Below are 19500 nucleotides of genomic sequence, written 5' to 3'. Positions count from 1 at the left end.
CACCAGTATTCGCACTATTTTTAAGCAAAATCAAAAACACTATCTGTATAATTTTCCAACCTTGCTACGCCGTCATAAGTCATTATTTGCTATACTAAGCTCCCTGTTTTTTGCTTCATCCTCCCCATGTCACCATCTGCACAACATTCTCTTATTGTCCAAATAGATCAGCTATTACCACAAACACAATGCGGTTTATGCGGTCATCGTGATGGATGTTTACCTTATGCAAAATCAATTGCAGAAGGTGAAGAGGCAAATAAATGTGTGCCGGGTGGCCAGCCCGTTGCTGATGCATTGGCAACACTGTTACAACGCCCGTCTCTACCCGCCGAGCCAAGTGTCTGGGAAATTCAGGAGGATGGTCGCCCACAGCGCATAAAAGCGATTATTCGGGAAGATGAGTGTATTGGCTGTACCAAGTGTATTAGTGCCTGCCCAGTAGATGCGATCATCGGCAGTGGTAAGTTGATGCATAGTATTTTGACCGATCTATGTACAGGCTGTGAGTTATGTATTCCACCTTGTCCAGTCGATTGCATCGATCTGGTGGCAGATACCAAACCCTTGCCAACTATAGAACAACGCAGTGTTGAACAGGATGATTTAAGGCATCGCTACTACGCACATATTCAACGTGAAGAGAAACGTCGTTTAAGCCGTAAAGGCCCCATTGTCCGTGCAGAAATTGATGTGGAATTCTTTGCCCAGTTTTCTCAGGCACTCAACAATGTTCCTGTGATTACGCTCGTGGATAAACCCAAAGAAACACCAACACTGGATGCGAAAACTACGATTGAACTTGCCAAACTACGCACACAAATCAAGAAACTGGAAAAACAGTTAAGTGTACGTGCAGATGAGCAAAAACATGCACAGTTACAGGCTTTACAACAACGTTTAAATGAATTGCAGGACATCTAAATGCCCGTTAAAAATATGACCAAAAAGCAGATTCAGATTTTTTTCGAACGTTTACGTGAGCAGCGGCCTCATCCACAGACTGAGCTGAACTATTCCTCACCTTTTGAATTGCTTATTGCCGTTCTGCTTTCGGCTCAGGCAACCGATGTCAGCGTGAATAAGGCCACGGATAAACTCTATCCTGTTGCCAATACCGCTCAGGCTATTTTAAATCTTGGGGTGGATGGCTTAAAAGAATATATCAAGACTATTGGTCTATATAACTCTAAAGCCGAGAATGTGATTAAAACCTGTCGTATTCTTGTGGAGCAGTATCAAGGCAATATTCCAGAAACACGTAAAGAACTGGAAGCTTTACCCGGTGTAGGCCGTAAAACGGCGAATGTGGTACTGAATACCGCATTTGGTCAGCCGACCATGGCGGTCGATACCCATATTTTCCGTGTAGGTAATCGTACGAGGCTGGCGGTGGGTAAAAATGTACTCGAGGTAGAAGATCGCTTGATTAAAGTGATTCCGAAAGAATTTATTATTGATGCGCACCACTGGCTGATATTACATGGCCGTTATTGTTGTATTGCACGTAAACCGAAGTGTGGCGAGTGTGTGGTTGCTGATGTCTGTAACTGGCCAGACCGCTTTGAATTTGGCGCGAATAAAGCTATTGCAATAAAAAACCTCAGTTAATCCTGAGGTTTTTTATGCTGCTGTAGTTTTGGATGCAGCTGACGTGTTTTACCGTTCAGTTTATTTTCCAAAGCCTGCTGTTTTTGCACATGACGTAACATTTTTTGGCTTTGATACGCTAAAAACAACAGCAAAACCAAGCTGAAAATCACAACTAAAATCAGAACAACTTTTAGTAGCATAGCCCTTCTCCAAAATAAAAAGAGCCCTATATTCAGAGCTCTTTTATCATCTGCAATTCAGATTATTTGTCTAAAATTGCAAATAAATCGGCTTGAACGTTTTCGATCGGACGTAAACCATCCAGCTTATCGTAAGTCGGTGCATTTTCACCAGAAGCGGCACGACCTTGATAGAAACCAACCAATTGCTCAGTTTCGCTATGGTAAGAACCAAGACGCTTACGAATCGTTTCTTCTTGGTCATCTGGACGTTGTACAAGGTCTTCGCCTGTTTCGTCATCTTTACCTTCCACTTTTGGTGGATTGTAAACCGTGTGATAAACACGGCCAGATGCTGGATGCTGACGACGACCAGAAAGACGTTGAACAATCTCTTCATCTGGTACATCAATTTCGATCACATGATCAATACTGATGCCAGCTGATTCTAATGCTTCAGCTTGTGGGATTGTGCGTGGGAAACCGTCAAAGATACAACCATTTTCACAATCAGGCTGAGCAATACGTTCTTTCACCAAACCAATGATCAGTTCATCAGAAACTAAACCGCCTGATTCCATGACACTTTTTGCTTTTAAGCCAAGTTCAGTACCTTCACGAATTGCAGCACGGAGCATATCACCGGTTGAAATTTGTGGGATATTGTAGCGCTTACAGATCAACTGAGCTTGAGTACCTTTGCCTGCCCCAGGTGGTCCGAGTAAAATAATGCGCATAAAAGAACATCCTCATTTAAAAACAATAAATCTTAAATTGAGCAATATCATACAGAGTTATCGCTCAACCAACATCAAATTAATTATAAGAAAGCAACAAATAAGTGAATTAAACCAGCAAAGAAACCAGTCACTCCACCTAGTACAATTAAAATCCACTCATCTTCCTGAAAAGCAGGACGCAATAAATTCTGGAACTCTTTCGGTGTTAGTTCACGGATGCGGTCTCTAAACATTTGAAAGATCTTCTGCGCACGACTTGCATTCAGAGCTGGGTCACATACTGGTCCCATGGTAATTTCAATTGAGCGATCAATCAAGTCAGTCTTGAGTCTAGCATACTCTCTTGGACCTAATGAAAGCTGCAATGACGTTCTGACTAATGGGGTTTCCATGATTTCATTGATATGGCGCTTGACAATACGACGTGTTTTGTCTTTTTTGCTGCCATACATCATTTCAGTCATGATCGATTTTAAAGTAATTAAATCTTCCGTAACCACACTGGCAAATACATCCGAAACCTCTTCCTGACGCTTCATAAATGCACCTTGGACATTGTAGGTTCCAATCTTTAAGACAGGGACAATCCACGGGAATTTACGGTCTTTAGTTAAGCGGAAGATCTGTGGATAGCGAATATAGTGCGGTTCAATCGGATTGAAGACCATCCAGATCGCAATCCAGTTGGTCAAAAAGCCCCAGATTGCCGCCCAGAACGGAACGGTCCAGTGCCACGGCACCACAAACCAGACGATCATCTGGAAAATACCAAAGAACATACCAATTAACGCACTGATATGCCAAATAAAGTTGATCTCTTTCTGCCCTACTTTCAGGAACATGCGCACCATCAAACGGCGATCACCTTCCATTTGGCTGACCACCATTTCACGCATGTCGACCAGTGACTCGACGTTCATGGTCAGCTCAGTCACAAGTTCCCTTAAGGTATTGGGTAATTGTTTATGAGCTTGTGCATAGATACGGCGTTTAATTGAATAAGGCAGGTTTTCCCAGAGCACAGCATTTCGGTCGATCATGACCTCATCAATCAGGTGCTCAAGCTCAAAACCAACTTGTTCACCAATAATCATGGCCATATCTTCAGGATCCATTGCTTCCAGAAACTCTCGCAATGATCCCAACTTAGATAAAGTATTATCAGTAATGATGCCTGAAATACGTCCAGCTTTACGCGGCACGATCCCTTGCCAACCAACAGGTAATGGGCCTAAATGGAATCCCCAGAAATTAATTGGGTAAAATACCATTTTCAGTGCCATCCACACGTGCGCCCAAGTTACAAAGGCGGTCACTGGAATGATACTTAAGACTGCCAGATGGTCAGGTCGATTTAAGAAAATCTGCCACAATTCATTGACGTAATCAAACATGCATGACTCTCAGAATTATTGATACATGATGGCTTATAAAAGAATAAATCTGCATTTCCCTCTTATAAACCAAAACTTAAGGTGTAAGAAAACTGGAGCACAGGTTGTGCTTTTTTCACAGTGTTGCCATCCCCATCTTCTAATTTTTCACGCACTCCGGCGCCAACACTGAATGTACTAATTCGTTCATTGTTCAGCCAGACATATGCAAGATCCGCACCGACGCCTAGATTGGCTTTTTGTTTACCACCATAATTTTTACTGTCTAAATGGCCCGCATAGACCCCAACATAATAACCATTTTTATCTGTACCCGTTAAATAGTACGGATAGCGAAAGCCGACCTGTCCACCAATTTCATTGTCGTCATTTAAAAATGCACCCGCTTTCGCATAGGCAATTCCATACGGATTTACCCATTCTAAATTGCCATGTAATAATTTTTTAGTAAAACCCGCCCCGACATTCCATGTTGACACGTTTGCATCTTTCAATTTTGGTTCAGGCATAAATGGATTATCATCCGCATGTGCTAAGCCTGTAAGTGTTAAAACCGATAATAAAAGGCAAATTTTTCTCATTATTTTCTCCATTTTCCCTATGTCTGTATTGGAAAATCCTATTTCGAATAGTTTGTGACTTTAACAGAATTATTTTGCTTCTAATATACAAGACCCTATAATTTTAATGTCTACAAAGTCAAAAGCTGTCGCATGAACAATTGCATGAATTGTTGAAAATTCTACAGTATGTTCATGCAACTTACGTTAAAATATTCCGTCTTTGTATTCTCTCACCCCTGCAATTAAGTCGGCACCCTATGAAACAGCACTTTCCTTTAAAAAACATGCAACAAGAAAAGCGCATTTATAAGGGTCGAATCTTCTTTGCTATCTTTCTGGTGGCCTTTTTTCTACTGTTATTAATTTGTCGTTATGCATATTTACAGATTGTTCATTACGATGATTTTACAACGGCCTCAGATAAGAACCGAATTCGCTTACAACCGCTCGCGCCTGCCCGTGGTTATATCTATGACCGTAATGGGGTTTTACTCGCGGATAACTATCCTGTTTTTACGGCAACCCTAAGTCGTGCCGATGTCAGCGATATTGATGATACGCTTACTCGTTTGATCCCAATTTTAAATCTCAGTCAGGAAGACGTAGATCGCTTTAAAAGCCGCGTAAAAACAGCACGAAAAACTGAGCGTCTGGCAATCAAATTAAACCTGACGGAAGCAGATATCGCGAAATTCAGCGAAGTGAAATATGCCTTTCCTGGGGTGAAAATTGAAACGCAAATGACCCGTTACTATCCACATGGCGAACTTTTTGCCCATGTCATTGGATATGTGGGACGTATTAACGATAAAGAACTTAAATCGATTGATAAGGACTTATACGCGGGCACCAACCTGATTGGTAAAATCGGGGTCGAAAAAAGTTATGAAGACTTATTACACGGCACACCGGGTTATGAATCTGTCGAAGCAGATGCCCATGGTAATGTGTTACGTAATCTAGGACGCCAAAACCCTGCACGCGGTAATGATCTGTACTTATCAATTGACTATGGTTTACAAACCATTGCTGCACAACAATTAGCAGATCGCCGTGGTGCAATTGTGGCCATGGATCCACGCACAGGTGAAATTCTGGCACTGGTCTCTAGTCCAAGCTTCAATCCAAACCTATTTGTTACGGGGATTAGTTCAAAAGACTATAGCGGACTGCGAGACAACCTTGACCAGCCACTCTACAACCGTGCGGTTCAAGGGGCTTACCCGCCCGGCTCAACCATTAAGCCAATGTTTGGTTTAGGCGGCATCCATTATGGTCTGGTGGATTGGAATACAGCCATTTCAGATCCAGGTTACTTCTCTCTACCTGGTGACAGCCATCGCTTCCGTGACCATAAGAAAAGTGGACATGGTTCAGTCAACATGCACAAGGCACAAATCGTTTCCTGTGATACCTATTTCTATGTTCTGTCTTACCGGATGGGCATTGAGAAAATGAATGACTGGATGCGTCAGTTTGGCTTTGGTGAAAAAACGGGAGTCGATTTACCAAGTGAGAGCTCTGGTCTCTATCCAAGTCCAGAATGGAAAATGCGTACCCGTAAGTCAAAATGGCTCAAAGGTGAAACCATTTCCGTCAGTATCGGGCAAGGTGCATTTACGGCAACACCATTACAACTTGCCATGGCAACTGCAATTACCGCCAATAAGGGTTCACATGTTACACCGCATGTATTAAGAGAAACCAAAGGTGCCAAAAAGTTTGCAGTACACAACGCACCTGATGGCAAAATCCAGTTTAACGGCACAGAACAAGACTGGACCAATATGCATGATGCAATGGTTGACGTGATCCAGTCAGGTACAGGTCGCGGTATCAAAGGTGGTTTGCAATACTCGATTGCGGGTAAAACGGGTACGGCGCAGGTGAAGAGTATCGCACAAGGGAAACGCTATAACGAAGCGGCCCTTTCATCTCGACAATGGGACCATGGTCTGTTTGTGGGCTTTGCACCTGCGGATAATCCAGAAATTGCGATTGCTGTTGTTTGGGAAAATGGTCGACATGGTGGTTCAGCCGCACAGATTGCCCGTCCAATCTTTGATTACTGGCTCGTGACCCGCAAGAAGAATCCACTTCGCCCAGCCAATCATCAGGTGAGTGGTGGTTTAATGACGGCCGGAATCAAGCCAGGTGAATTATCGATGGCAAACGCGGCGGCAGCACAAAATGCAGCGCCAGCTTCAAGTCCCGTCGCCACCCCACCTGCTGCGACACCGCCAGCAGCAGCTCAACCTGCTGCGACACCGCCAGCAGCAGCTCAACCTGCAGATGATGGAGTAACTGAATAATGAAAAATCAATTACGAATTATTGGCGGTGAATGGAAACGACGCACGCTACCATTTGCAACTATTGAAGGCTTACGACCGACACCTGACCGTGTCCGTGAAACCTTATTTAACTGGTTAATGTGGGATATTCAAAATGCACAGGTTCTAGACTTGTGCAGCGGTTCTGGTGCCTTGGGGTTTGAAGCTCTTTCACGTGGTGCTGCCAAAGTCACCATGATTGAACCTAATCCAACGCAAGCACGTTTTTTAAAAGATAATATTCAACTGTTAAAAGCTGAAAATTGTCAGTTACTGGTCACAACGGCCCAGCAAGCTTTAAGCAAATTAAAAAACAGCTTTGATGTGGTCTTTCTTGATCCACCTTATAGCCTTGATTTATGGCAAGAGCTTGCTGAACTGGCTGATCCAATGATTCATCCGAATGCCTATATCTACGTTGAGGCAGATCGCGACTTAGCTCAACTGAAACTTCCTGACAGTTGGCAAAAAATCAAAGAAACCAAAGCGGGTATGGTTAGAGCAGGCTTATATCAAAAAGTGGTTTAGAAAATACTCAGCCAGAAAAACCGTATCATTTGTCCACGATCAAAGGGAAAACTGGACAAATATTCATAACCAATTCGATTACGAAAATTGAGCTGATAAGCGATGCCATAGCCCACTGAAATCGAGAAATCGTCTAATGACAGGCTGCTGGTATCACCCGTTAGCATTTTATGATTAAACTGATTGGTCTGGTAAGCTGTGTGGTTATAGACACGCCAACGTTCGTTCTGGAAAAACAAATTATGTAAAACTGAATAATCTGTTTTCATTTGCGGATAGGCGGCGTCAAACATTTCCTCGCGATCATCATGGATCGGTTCAAAAAAATCATAATCTTCTGCATTTGACCAGCCAGATAGACAAGCCAGCAGACAGAATAAAAAAATATGCTTAACGCGCATAATCACTTGTATTACTGATAACCCCTCTTTAGCATACCGCTAAAAGTTATTTTTTATCAAGCAATTAAAACTTATTCTACATTTAAACTGTTCAACTTTATCTCACATCAATCATTACACCTGCCCCTACCTTAACGCAGCCCTTGTTTGCTATAGCGAAATCATGCAAAAGATGTATAAAATTTTTTAATTTTTATTCTGTTAGACATAAATATTTAATTTATAAAACTAAACTTCTATACAATAATAGCCGTCTTTAAAATCTCACTTTATCTATCATGAAACTTTTGTACGTATTCCTCGCCACCTTAAGCTTAACCGGTTGTATCTTTGGAAAATCAAGCGAGGTAAAACGTGCCGAGAAAGTCTTACAAAATTTTGAATGTAATAATATTGAATCAAGTGAGTTAGCGACTTCTTCTATTTCAACTTTTTATCAACAATCTTTGGCTGCTAATAAAGAAAAGGCCGCCTCTTATATTGAACAATATAAAAATGGTGAAGATCTCTTTGACATTCCCCTCGATGAAGTTGTACAACAAAAATATCAATTATATATACAAGCGTGTCAGGCACTTGGCGGTATATCTACAACAAAAGAGCCTATTGCTGTAGCTTCTACAGAGTAAGGGAAATACGCTTTGCCTGATCGCGTTTAGGACGTGACATGATAGAAAAACAACTGACATTAAAACATTATCTTGCGCTTGCGCTCATCGTACTTGTGGTTGCTATTGCAAGTATTCATCCACTTGAGTTTGAGTCGTACCTGTTACATCAGGCAGGTACGCTTTTTATGTTGATTGCCCTGCTGATTGCATTCAAGAAAATCGGCCTGAATTATTTGAGTTTCTGCTTATATTTAGCGTTTCTGTTTATCCATATTATTGGCGCTCACTACCTCTATTCCTATGTACCCTATAATCAATGGATCCTCTATTTTTTCAACTTTGACTTAAATCAAAGCATGGGCTGGTCACGGAATATGTATGATCGGCTGGTTCATTTTGCTTATGGACTGCTGCTCTATCCTTTTATCTATCGTTGCTTTCAAGTCTGGCTACCCAAAACTAAACCTTTCTCCCTCTTCCTGCTTGTGATCCAGTTTGTCATGGCGTCCAGCGTATTTTATGAGCTACTTGAATGGGGTCTTTCTATCGGTTTATCGCCTGAAGATGCAGAAAACTACAATGGTCAGCAAGGTGATATGTGGGATGCGCATAAAGATATGTTTCTAGCAACAATTGGCGCGATCCTGACGGGAATTATTCAGCTTGTAAAACAAAAGACGCTTATTGAAAAATAAGCGTCTTATTTCATCTGTACATTGATTAGATAATTGAATGCTGTAATACATCCAACTGGTCTAAAGGATCTGTCCTGACGGTTTGGGCAAAATCAAAACTTTCGACATTATGACTGCTTGAGCCTGTTGCAGTGGTCGATGGTGTTTGAGTTGAAATAATTTGATTTAAGACATCATCCACCTGACTGCTTGATTGCTCAGGAACAGATAACAATTCATTTAGGTTTAACTTTTCTGCTGAAGATGAAGGAGATGCAGCCACCTGTTTGGCTTGAAAAGCATCCAGATTGATGGAGTCAACCAATGAAGCTTGTGCCACAGCAGATTCTGGAGCTTCGCTTTGTAGTGATGCTGTCGTGGTTGGTGCAACAACATTAAAGCTGAATCCATCACTCATTTCACTGATATTACCCGCAGCATCAGTCTGGGTTAATGTGATCTTATGTGTACCTAATCCCAGCTCTTGGGTAAAGTTAAAACTCCATTTCCCATTGTCCCCGACTGTTACGGTACCCACGGGTTGACCATTATCGTAAATCGTCAGCACCGCTTTTGCTTCACCAATGCCCGATAGTGTCGGCTTGGTATCATCGGTATTTGCACCCGCAGCAACTGCGCCTTTTACAGGCCCCACATCATCAGTGACGGTTTGCAAGACAGGCTTATTGGGTGCAATGGTATCTTTGGCTCCCAGCACATCGGTGGCATCTGAACGATTGCCAGCCGCATCAATGATGTAAACTTTACCTATATTTTTATCAGTTAAAGCTGGAGATATGGTGATGGTAAATTTCCCATCGGCTCCAACCGTACCTGTCCCAATCGTTTTACCATCTGGGCCCTTGATTTCAACTTTACTATTTGCTTCAGCGATACCTGTAACGGTGTCACCCGCTGCGTTAATCTGGGCTGCAGCTTTATCTGGCGCTATGGTGTCTTTACCTGCGGTAATTTCAAGGGGTTTTGAGACGTTGCCAGCTGCATCTTCCAGTACGACAGAACCCTTTTTATCGGCAGCTAAAGCAGGTGACAGGCTAATCTCAAACTTGCCTTGTGCATCTGTAGTACCACTCCCAATCACCTTACCATCAGCATCTTTAATCACAACTTTGCTATTGGCTTCCGCCCGACCTACAATTGAAGTCCCTTCTTTATTCACTTCAACTGTCGGTTGATCAGGTGCAACAGTATCCTTGCCAGCAAAAACTTTTGAAGGTGTCGATTTATTTCCTGCCGCATCTTCTGCAACAACAGTTCCGCCCTTCTCGCTGGTCAATGGAGGTGAAACTTTAATCGAATATAAACCCTGTTTATTTGCGGTGACGGTACCAAGCAACTTGCCATCTGCATCATAAATAGAGACTTTGGCATTGGCCTCAGTCTTACCCGTTACGATAGTTCCATCCGCATTGAGCTGGGCGGTAGGTGCATCTGGTGCAATGGTATCCTTATTTCCCGTTACTACAGCCATCTTTGAAGCATTTCCAGCGCTATCAATCGCGGTTACTCCAACCCTGCCGCCATTAACTAAAGGCTGATCCAGCTTGATCGAATAATTGCCTTCTGCATCAGCTTGTCCAGTTGCAATCACCTTACCTGTAACATCTTTAACTTCAATTCTGGCATTTGCTTCAGCTTTTCCTGTGATGGTCTGTGTATCAGCGCCTAAAGTTGCCGTAGGTGTGTCTGGCGGTGTTAAATCAATCGGTTTGTTATTGTTGTTACTGTCTTTTTTATCGTCATCATCATCTTTGACAGCCAGTAAATATAACCCTTCTGCTGCTAAAGCGACCAATCCTGCTTTGAGCAATTGCGATTTGGTAATGCCTAAGTCTTCTGCACCATCTGACGTTGCGATCGTCTGTGAAGGTGGCTGTGTATAAGCAAATTGAGTCAGTTGTGTTGTCGGCACATAACGGACAAACTGGCCCGAATCATCAAATTGAGCAATGCTATAGCTTCCGTCTTCTTCAGGAAAAGCCAAAGTATGTTCAGTGACATTTGCATCAGTATAAAAATCACTAATAATGATTTTTTCACCGTTTTTTAGTGTAATGACAAGATCATTACCTTGTTTCATAATAGATTTGATATCGTCCTGATTTACACTAATCTGGACAATCGAAGGCTGATCTAGAATGATCGCTTTTATTTGTCCATCTTGTAAAATATTCGAATTTTTCTTCGAAGAAACGACAACTCTTGTCATTTTTATGCTCACTTATCAATTATATTTTTATCTATTTGTCGATTAATGAATAGTTAAGTAATTCATCTGCATTTAAAATATCAAAACATTCTCTGAACAACAATCTATTCAATCGCTTTTGTTCTGTTTAATTTAAATTGACCATGCGTTCAAAAAACAGACTATAAAAAATAACCTATATTTTTAATTCATATAAAAAAACCAGCCTCACCAGACTGGTTTTCTTTAAAACGCTTCAATTAGAATTTTGGATCACGCATTTGGACAAGCGTGCTGTTTGCTTTCGCAAGACTATCTGTAATTTTATTCATTACAGCTGGAACCAAACTCTCAGCCATTTGCGCAGCTTGTAAACCGAGCTTTTCGCCAAAGGTTGGGCGTTTACGCGTGTTAATTACATAGATATCATGTTTTGGCAGTAGGCTCAGCAAGTATTCGTCTGAAGTCTGTAAGGTATCAACCAGATTCAACTCGCGCGCATCCTCGCCATACCAGTGCTCACCTGTTGCGACTTTTGCAACATCCAGTTGTGGACGATATTTCTCTACAAAGTGCTTAAATAAAGCATGCGTTTGCTGTAACTCTTCTTCGAACTTCGCCTTACCTTCTGGCGTGTTTTCACCAAACATGGTAACAGTACGTTTGTATTCGCCTGCGGTGTACAGTTCAAAATCAACATTGTGTTGTTTTAACAAACGATTAAAGTTAGGAACTTGGGCAACCACGCCGATTGAACCTACCACAGCGAATGGTGCCGAGATGATTTCATTAGCAATACACGCCATCATATAGCCGCCACTCGCTGCAACTTTATCTACGCAGATCGTGACATGAAAACCCGCATCACGTAAACGCACCAGTTGGGCTGCTGCCAGACCATACCCATGTACCATACCGCCTGGACTTTCCAGACGAACAACAACGCGGTCATGTCCAGCTTTTGCAGTTGCCAAGATCAAGGTGATTTCTTCACGAATCGTATCAACGGCAGAGGCTTGTACGTCTCCTTTAAAATCGAGTACGTAAATTTTTTGATCATTCTTACGACGAACTTTTGCTTCTTTGGCAAGTTGTTGCACCAGTTGCAGTAATTCCAAACGAGAAGCTGTTGTTTGCGCAATTTTTTTTCTTTGTTCATTCACACGAGCATTTAAATGACTAATACGAATTTCAGCGGGAAATTTAGGTAAATGGAATAACATACAGTAATGCTCTATAAATTCGGCTTTATCCATCTAAGATGTGGCCTGCTGAATAAAAATTCAATAGTGAATTTGAAAAATAGATTTATTTTCATTTATATAATAAAAAAAGAGCCCGTAGGCTCTTTGATTGATCTGGGTTTTATTAACCAAAACGACCTGTAATATACGCTTCAGTCAATTGATGGTCAGGTTGAGTAAAGACTTTCTCAGTCGAGTTTACTTCGATCAAATCACCCAAATGGAAGTAAGCGGTACGGTCAGAAACACGTGCCGCCTGTTGCATCGAGTGAGTCACGATTGCAATGGTATATTGCTCTGAAAGTTCTGAGATCAGTTCTTCAATCTTTGCTGTCGCAATTGGATCAAGTGCTGAACATGGTTCATCCATCAAAATCACTTCTGGACTTACTGCAATAGTACGTGCAATACATAAACGTTGCTGTTGACCACCCGACAAACCAGTACCTGGCTGACTTAAACGATCTTTGACTTCTTCCCATAAGCCCGCTTTACGCAAGCTGTTTTCTACGATTTCTTCCAAATCATATTTGTCACGCGCCAAACCATGTAATTTAGGGCCATATGCAACATTATCAAAAATAGATTTCGGGAATGGGTTTGGCTTCTGGAATACCATACCCACTTGTGCACGAAGTAAAACAACATCAAGATTTGGATCATAGATATCTTGATTATCGAGTGTCACCTTACCCGTTACACGACAGCTATCAATTGTGTCATTCATACGGTTTAGGGTACGTAAGAAAGTCGATTTACCACAACCTGATGGCCCAATGAATGCAATTACTTCATTTTGGTAAACATCTAGGTCAATTCCTTTGATTGCCTCAGTTTCACCATAGTACACATGAACATCTTTGGTACTGATTTTCACTTCACTTGTCTGAGGTTTCTTAGTTGAAGCCGCCGTTTCGAACTGAGAGACAAATGCAGTATTTGATTGCTTAACTTGCGCTTCAGATGACGTAAATTCTGTTTGCTGTGGATTCACTGATTTATCCTTTTCTACGGCGTTCATAATATCAATCGTATTCATTGTACTCTCCTCAATTACCAACGCACTTCAAATTTCTTACGGAGCCAGATAGCAAGGCCATTTAAACTGATCATGAGTGCAAGTAACACAATAATCGCTGCTGCTGTACGCCCTTCAAAGAAGTTACGTAATTCATTACCTTGCCATAAATAAATTTGTACAGGTAATGCAGTCGCCTGATCTAATGGCGTTGTCGGAATACTTGCAACAAAGGCACTCATACCAATTAATAATAATGGAGCCGTTTCACCCAATGCTTGCGCTACCCCAATAATTGCACCAGTCAGAATCCCTGGTAAAGCTAAAGGCAGAACATGATGGAAAATAGTTTGAACCTTTGAAGCCCCGAGACCCAAAGCGGCCTGACGAATCGAAGGAGGTACTGCTTTTAACGATGCACGCGTGGTAATGATCACAGTTGGCAGAGTCATTAAGCTCAGTACCAGACCACCCACTAGCGGTGCAGATAATGGTAAATGCATCCAGCTAATAAAGATCGCTGCACCCAACAAACCAAACACGATTGAAGGAACAGCAGCCAAGTTGTTGATGTTAACTTCAATAATATCGGTCATCATGTTCTTTGGCGCAAACTCTTCAAGGTAGATTGCACTTGCAACACCAATCGGAATAGAGATCACAATCACGATCAGCATCATGAACAGTGAGCCCATGAATGCACCCGCTAAACCACTGGTTGCAGGAGAACTACGAGAGTCTGGGCTAAAGAATAAATTGGTATTAAAGGTATTTGTTATAACGCCTTGTGCTTTCAATTTATCTGCCAGCTGACGAACCTCTTGGCTTAACTGTTGTTGATCATCAGGTAAAGAGCGATCAATATTTCCTGCTAACCAGACGTCAACATTCGCATCTGCCAAAAATTTAATTTCTTTTTTGGTGCCAATTAAAGATGGATCTTTAAGCACCATATCACGAAGACGATAGGTTTCAGAGCTGGTATACAAACTGCTTAACTCGTCACGTTGAGATTCTAAAGCCTTATCTTTAGCAACAACGCCATTCACGATCAGAGCATCCCAATCCACCATGCCCATCTCTGTTTGCCAAGCCACCATACGCTCTTCAAAATGCGCGGGTGTTTCACCTGCTGTTATTTTTGGTTTTGCACCCGCATTGATAATTGCTGGATCGAAATATACAGGTACAGTTAGACTATTTTGCCAAAATGCTGGTAAGCCCTTACTTAAAATACTACCGAAAAGTAAAGCGACAAAAGCAAGACCAATCACAACCGCAGCAAAACCAGAAAAACGGAATGCCTTTTCCTGACGATGACGCTTAGCCAAAGAGCTCTGGATTTTTCTTTTGCGCTGTTCACGTTGTTCAGCAGCTACTTTTGGATCTAACGCATCCATAGAACTTGTATTTGATGAACTCATTCGTATTGCTCACGATATTTACGCACGATATACAGTGCAATAATGTTTAGACCCAAAGTAATGACAAACAACGTTAAACCTAGAGCAAATGCCACTAGAGCTTGCGGGCTGGCAAAGTCAGTATCGCCAGTTAATTGGTTCACAATCGTTACGGTAACTGTCGAAACGGCTTCTAATGGATTCACATGCAGTAATGGACTATTCCCTGCTGCTAATACCACAATCATAGTCTCACCAATCGCACGAGAAGCGGCCAACAGGAATGCCCCAACAATTCCGGGTAAAGCCGCAGGTAAAACCACTTGGCGAATAGTTTCAGACTTGGTTGCCCCTAAGCCCAAAGAACCATCACGTAATGCACGTGGAACCTGTGTAATAATGTCATCTGAAAGTGAAGAAACGAATGGGATAATCATGATTCCCATTACAAAGCCTGCGGTCAGTGCACTGGTCGCATTGATATGTAAGCCGACTTGTTCACCTAACATTTTGAAGAACGGGCCAATGATCATTAAGGCAAATACACCGTAAACAATCGTTGGAATACCCGCTAATACTTCAATCGCTGGTTTTGCCCAAGCACGTAAACTAGGAGACGCATACTCTGCTAAATAGATCGCGATCATCAATCCGACTGGTACAGCAACAAGTAGTGCGATACCACTCACCATTAAGGTACCCCAGATTAAGGGCAAAATGCCGTAGCTTCCTTCTGCGTTACCAGATGTACTAAAGCCTGGGCTCCATTCGGTACCAAAGAAGAAATCAAAAGGACTGACGAAACGGAAAAAGTGCAATGCTTCATTCAGCATAGACAGCACGATACCAATCGTGGTCAGGATCGCGACGCCAGAACACAAAATCAAACCGACATTAACTGCCTTTTCAACTTGGTTACGTGCGCGGAATTGTTGACTAACATGACGTTTTGCCCAAACCAGACCTGCCAATCCAGCACTAATCACAACGGCCAATTTGGCAAAAGAACCAATCGTCTGGAATTTTGAAAGCTCTTGTGCTGCTGCTAACTCATAAGCTGCTGGCTGATCAGTTACCCCGAAACCAGATGCGAGTGCTTGCACACGACCGGTTAATACATCACGTCCAGCCGCATCTAAGGTTGAACTTACAGAAGCAGGGATATTATTAAAAATAATATGTTGTAAAACACTTGGTTCAACCAAGTTCCAAATAATCAAAATTAAAAAAGCAGGAACACCACACCACAGCGCAACCAATGCCCCATAATACCCTGGACGAGAATGTAGTGCTGCTGAGTTATTTCCCTTACCTGCTAGGTTACGGCTTTTGCTCAGCCCGATTTGATATGCAATTGCCACAAGGGCTAATAACACACCGATAAGTAGCAGATTCATGTAATCTCCACTGTTTTCCCAATTTTCATGATTTGAAAAAACTTAGCTAGACAAAAAGGCTGATGAACCTAAGTCTCACCAGCCTCCCTTTTAACAATATTATTTAACTGATTTACCCGCTTTGAAATCAGCTAGGATTTTTGCACGCTCTTTATCGCTTAAAGGAATCAAACCAGCTTTTTCTAATTTAGAACCTTTACCAGAAATTTTCTTGTTCAAGAAGAATTCTGCAAATTGTGGCAAGCCTTTGATTGATTTCAAGTGTTCGCCTTTCACATAGAAGAATAATGGACGAGAAACAAGGTAGCTACCATCCAATACTGTTTTTTCTGAAGGTGTTACACCATTTACTGTTGCTACGCGTAATTTATCGCGGTTTGAGTCATAGAAACCTAAACCAAATACACCCACAGCGTTTGGAGAAGTTTTCAAGCGAGCCAATGTTTCAGTATAGTCGCCTGCAATTTCGATCACACGGCCATCTTTACGGAAAGTTGAACATGCTTTCTTCTGGTCATCTTTACTTAAGTTTTTGTAGTAATCAAATGCTTCACAGCCCGCATCAACCATTTTCTCTTGGAAAACTTCGCGTGTACCGTGGTTAGAAGCTGGGATCACTAAAGTGATCGCTTCATTTGGTAATGATTTATCAATTTGATTCCAGTTTGTATACGGGTTTGGAACCAATTTACCGTTTGAAGGTAATTGTGCAGATAATGCCATGAAGACATGAACTGGTTTTAATTTATACGCTGCTTTTTTAACATTTGAAGCGAATACAATACCGTCGTAACCCACTTTGATTTCTTGTACTTGGTTTACGCCAGATTTTTTACATGTATCCAATTCTGAATCTTTAATTTGACGTGAAGCATTTGCGATATCAATCGTGTTATCGCCAACACCTTGACAGAATTGTTTCAAACCACCACCAGTACCGCCTGAACCGACAACTGGTGCTTTAAATTGAGGGAAAGTGTTGCCAAACTCTTCAGCAACAATACTTGCAAACGGTAATACAGTAGATGAACCAGCAATTTGAATCGTATCACGAGCTGCATTTGCAGTCGTTGCTACAGTTGCCCCAGATACAGCTAATGCAATTGCGATGTGACGTGGATTTAAGCGCATTCTGTTTTCTCTCATTAATGCAATTTGATTTACAACTCTTTTCAAGTTAAGTGTTGTACTTTGGTTAACTGCATTTTGAGCAGATAATATGACAATTAAGTGACAACTTTATGACGCTTTTGTGATGGTCATTTTCCACCATCTATTTTTAGCATGTGATCCGTCATAAAATCGTATTCCAGCTTTCACATTTGTCATCAATAATGAAAATTAAAAGCACAACCCATTAATTTAATTAAATTTTTATAAAATAAAAAAATCTCAATTAACAAAAAGCAGCTTGGGTTAGAAAGTTAGTTTATATATGTTTTATGACAATTCTCTATAAAAAAGGACAGATACAATGCCAAATCCTGTCACAATTGAAACACAAATGATGATTCGCAAACCTGTTTCTAAGGTATTCGAAGCATTCATTGATCCTGAAATTACCTCAAAATTCTGGTTCAGCTCATCCACAGGCAAACTCGAACAAGGTCATACAGTGACTTGGACATGGGAGAAGTACCAAGTTTCTACAAAAGTCATGGTGACAAAAATAATTGCAAATGAATTGATCCAGATCCAATGGGGTGAACCCAGCAGTAACGTGGACTTTAGATTTGAAAAAATAAATGAAACGCAAACCTATCTCAGAATCCAGAACTACAATATTGCCTTACAGGGCGATGAACTCATTGCTTTTATTATTGATAGTACTGGCGGTTTTACAACAGTATTGGATAGTTTAAAAGCTTATCTGGAACATGATCTTCAACTTAACCTTGTGCATGATAAGTTCCCACCCTTTTGATGCTCTCTCATTATTGCTGAAAATAGGTCATGCATTCGCATGCACTATTTGCATAATGCAATGCTGAAGCATATTGATTGATCAGACCAAGAAAGATTGTGTAGGTACGATTCGCTTTTTATCCACTAGTGATTAGGCCTGCTTTTCGATTCGACGATCCACATATTCCATATAGCCACGCCCTTCAATTACGCGTTTTTTATAGACGCCTTCATAAAAATATCCACCCACATAACCATCACCAATCCCATAAAGCATAGGGGTATCGACTTCACCTTTTAAACGAATCTCAATCTGCCCTTCCATATTTTTTACAATCCATTGAAACTGATAAGGCAATTTGATGATACGTCCATCTTCAGCCACAGCTAAACGAGACTGATAACTCAATACTTCAAATTCGGCTGTTAGTCTTAAATGGTCGCTCTCAAGATTTCTGAGAAAAGCCTTATTCACCACTTTTTGTCCATTAAAATGGGTTTCATTGAGTAAAAGCTGCGTGTGTTTATCTAAAGAAATAATATGATAGGTACTAAAATCCAGTGGAATCTTTTGATTTGAAAGATGAGAGGAGGAATTGAATGCCGTACAAAAGGAATATTCAAAAGCGCATAAGCCTGAAATTTTTTGCATGTCACCCTGATAATGACAATAGCCTTCATAATGAGACAATAAACTAAAATGATCAAACATGGGCGTTTGAACAAACCATGAAACTTGATCTGCATTCTTTAACCGAATATCAAGCTTAAACTCAGACTGTCGTACCACGACATGATAATCTGGATACGCTCCTTCTATCGTGATGTCTTTGCCCACTTTAAAAAATGGATTACTGGCAGAAGACTGACTATTTTGTGGAGTCGAATAACTTTGGAAATGTCGGGCCATTTTTGCAGCCGTGCCGGCCACGATCATGGCATTGTCACCCAAATCGGTTTTTAAAAATGGATCAGACTCAACTGCGTCATTCCCCGATGAACTTATAATCGAAAGAAAAGTGAAAAAATGATGCGGTGCGGGTAAATCCGGAATAATAATTCCGTAACGGCTCCAGCCGCGCTGTTGAGCCCGATGTTTAGAGTCCAAAGCATATTCTTGAAATAAAGACTGTTTAGATGAGATAGCAGGTGTGTCCAGCACTTTATGTAAAGGCTTTATAAAACTCATTAATGCAGGCCATTGATTAAACATCTTATTGTTCTCTTTTTTAAGGTGATTTCCAATACACTTGAAATCATCTTTATTCATTTTTTATACCTGCTTATAAAATACCTAGATTTGTTGGCA

Annotated in this window: 19 protein-coding genes; 7 read left to right on the top strand and 12 right to left on the bottom strand. The window is 41.3% G+C overall.

From position 1 onward, the window contains the following. Nucleotides 1-126 precede the first annotated feature (126 nt). A complete protein-coding gene (locus PJ15_RS01010) occupies nucleotides 127-924 on the top strand; it encodes an RnfABCDGE type electron transport complex subunit B (protein WP_047426908.1) in 798 nt (265 codons plus the stop codon). After that, nucleotides 925-1611 carry an endonuclease III gene (gene nth, locus PJ15_RS01005; protein ID WP_047426904.1) on the top strand — a complete coding sequence of 229 codons (687 nt, stop codon included), beginning with the start codon at nucleotides 925-927 and terminating at the stop codon, nucleotides 1609-1611. On the opposite strand, the gene PJ15_RS01000 is transcribed toward nth, so the two are convergent. The 4 genes from PJ15_RS01000 to PJ15_RS00985 form a co-directional block, all read right to left on the bottom strand. After that, on the bottom strand, nucleotides 1608-1793 hold the full coding sequence (locus PJ15_RS01000; protein WP_004770216.1) for a hypothetical protein: 186 nt from the start codon (nucleotides 1791-1793) through the stop codon (nucleotides 1608-1610). The two genes, nth and PJ15_RS01000, sit on opposite strands and share 4 nt — an antisense overlap. Before the next feature lie 62 nt (nucleotides 1794-1855). After that, nucleotides 1856-2509, bottom strand: coding sequence for an adenylate kinase (gene adk, locus PJ15_RS00995; protein WP_047426901.1), 654 nt, complete (start codon nucleotides 2507-2509; stop codon nucleotides 1856-1858). A gap of 83 nt (nucleotides 2510-2592) precedes the next feature. Continuing rightward, a complete protein-coding gene (locus PJ15_RS00990; protein ID WP_004652140.1) occupies nucleotides 2593-3906 on the bottom strand; it encodes a membrane protein in 1314 nt (437 codons plus the stop codon). A gap of 62 nt (nucleotides 3907-3968) precedes the next feature. Further along, nucleotides 3969-4487 (bottom strand): hypothetical protein, encoded by a 519-nt coding sequence (locus PJ15_RS00985; RefSeq protein ID WP_004770219.1) that lies wholly within the window; start codon nucleotides 4485-4487, stop codon nucleotides 3969-3971. 239 nt (nucleotides 4488-4726) lie between these two features. Between PJ15_RS00985 and mrdA the strand changes: the two genes are divergently transcribed. Further along, complete coding sequence (gene mrdA, locus PJ15_RS00980) at nucleotides 4727-6781, top strand: penicillin-binding protein 2 (RefSeq protein ID WP_047426897.1); 2055 nt, start codon at nucleotides 4727-4729, stop codon at nucleotides 6779-6781. Beyond that, complete coding sequence (gene rsmD, locus PJ15_RS00975) at nucleotides 6781-7329, top strand: 16S rRNA (guanine(966)-N(2))-methyltransferase RsmD (RefSeq protein ID WP_004770221.1); 549 nt, start codon at nucleotides 6781-6783, stop codon at nucleotides 7327-7329. Before mrdA ends, rsmD begins: the two co-directional genes overlap by 1 nt. Here the strand turns inward: rsmD and PJ15_RS00970 are convergent. Beyond that, on the bottom strand, nucleotides 7326-7730 hold the full coding sequence (locus PJ15_RS00970; RefSeq protein ID WP_047426895.1) for a hypothetical protein: 405 nt from the start codon (nucleotides 7728-7730) through the stop codon (nucleotides 7326-7328). The genes rsmD and PJ15_RS00970 overlap by 4 nt on opposite strands. Before the next feature lie 278 nt (nucleotides 7731-8008). Between PJ15_RS00970 and PJ15_RS00965 the strand changes: the two genes are divergently transcribed. Together PJ15_RS00965 and PJ15_RS00960 are read left to right on the top strand one after the other, a co-directional pair. Beyond that, nucleotides 8009-8359 (top strand): hypothetical protein, encoded by a 351-nt coding sequence (locus PJ15_RS00965; protein WP_004770224.1) that lies wholly within the window; start codon nucleotides 8009-8011, stop codon nucleotides 8357-8359. A 38-nt stretch (nucleotides 8360-8397) separates the two neighbouring features. Continuing rightward, complete coding sequence (locus tag PJ15_RS00960) at nucleotides 8398-9036, top strand: DUF2238 domain-containing protein (protein WP_047426892.1); 639 nt, start codon at nucleotides 8398-8400, stop codon at nucleotides 9034-9036. A 25-nt stretch (nucleotides 9037-9061) separates the two neighbouring features. On the opposite strand, the gene blp2 is transcribed toward PJ15_RS00960, so the two are convergent. The 6 genes from blp2 to PJ15_RS00930 all read right to left on the bottom strand — a co-directional run bounded on the left by blp2 (nucleotide 9062) and on the right by PJ15_RS00930 (nucleotide 17417). After that, complete coding sequence (blp2, locus tag PJ15_RS00955; protein WP_047426889.1) at nucleotides 9062-11245, bottom strand: Ig-like repeat protein Blp2; 2184 nt, start codon at nucleotides 11243-11245, stop codon at nucleotides 9062-9064. A gap of 239 nt (nucleotides 11246-11484) precedes the next feature. Then, complete coding sequence (sohB, locus tag PJ15_RS00950) at nucleotides 11485-12447, bottom strand: protease SohB (RefSeq protein WP_047426886.1); 963 nt, start codon at nucleotides 12445-12447, stop codon at nucleotides 11485-11487. 145 nt (nucleotides 12448-12592) lie between these two features. Then, nucleotides 12593-13507: a phosphate ABC transporter ATP-binding protein PstB gene (pstB, locus tag PJ15_RS00945; RefSeq protein ID WP_004770231.1), complete on the bottom strand. Its 915-nt coding sequence runs from the start codon at nucleotides 13505-13507 to the stop codon at nucleotides 12593-12595. Between the two features lie 14 nt (nucleotides 13508-13521). Continuing rightward, entirely contained in the window at nucleotides 13522-14910 is a 1389-nt protein-coding gene (pstA, locus tag PJ15_RS00940; RefSeq protein WP_047426885.1) for a phosphate ABC transporter permease PstA, read from the bottom strand. Further along, nucleotides 14907-16286, bottom strand: a complete 1380-nt coding sequence (pstC, locus tag PJ15_RS00935) for a phosphate ABC transporter permease subunit PstC (RefSeq protein WP_047426882.1) — start codon at nucleotides 16284-16286, stop codon at nucleotides 14907-14909. The genes pstA and pstC overlap by 4 nt, the downstream gene beginning before the upstream one ends. 99 nt (nucleotides 16287-16385) lie before the next feature. Next, nucleotides 16386-17417, bottom strand: coding sequence for a substrate-binding domain-containing protein (locus PJ15_RS00930; RefSeq protein WP_004770235.1), 1032 nt, complete (start codon nucleotides 17415-17417; stop codon nucleotides 16386-16388). A 343-nt stretch (nucleotides 17418-17760) separates the two neighbouring features. Between PJ15_RS00930 and PJ15_RS00925 the strand changes: the two genes are divergently transcribed. Then, a complete protein-coding gene (locus tag PJ15_RS00925; protein ID WP_047426879.1) occupies nucleotides 17761-18210 on the top strand; it encodes an SRPBCC family protein in 450 nt (149 codons plus the stop codon). Nucleotides 18211-18342: 132 nt separating this feature from the next. Here PJ15_RS00925 and PJ15_RS00920 read toward each other — a convergent pair whose 3' ends face one another. Next, nucleotides 18343-19404, bottom strand: coding sequence for a DUF6670 family protein (locus PJ15_RS00920; protein ID WP_227504675.1), 1062 nt, complete (start codon nucleotides 19402-19404; stop codon nucleotides 18343-18345). Nucleotides 19405-19500 lie beyond the last annotated feature (96 nt).

The sequence above is a fragment of the Acinetobacter sp. neg1 genome (assembly GCF_000788125.1).
Classification (GTDB): Bacteria; Pseudomonadota; Gammaproteobacteria; order Pseudomonadales; family Moraxellaceae; genus Acinetobacter; species Acinetobacter vivianii.
The sequence above is the reverse complement of the archived record's forward strand: the minus strand, read 5'-3'. Positions and strand labels throughout refer to the sequence as shown.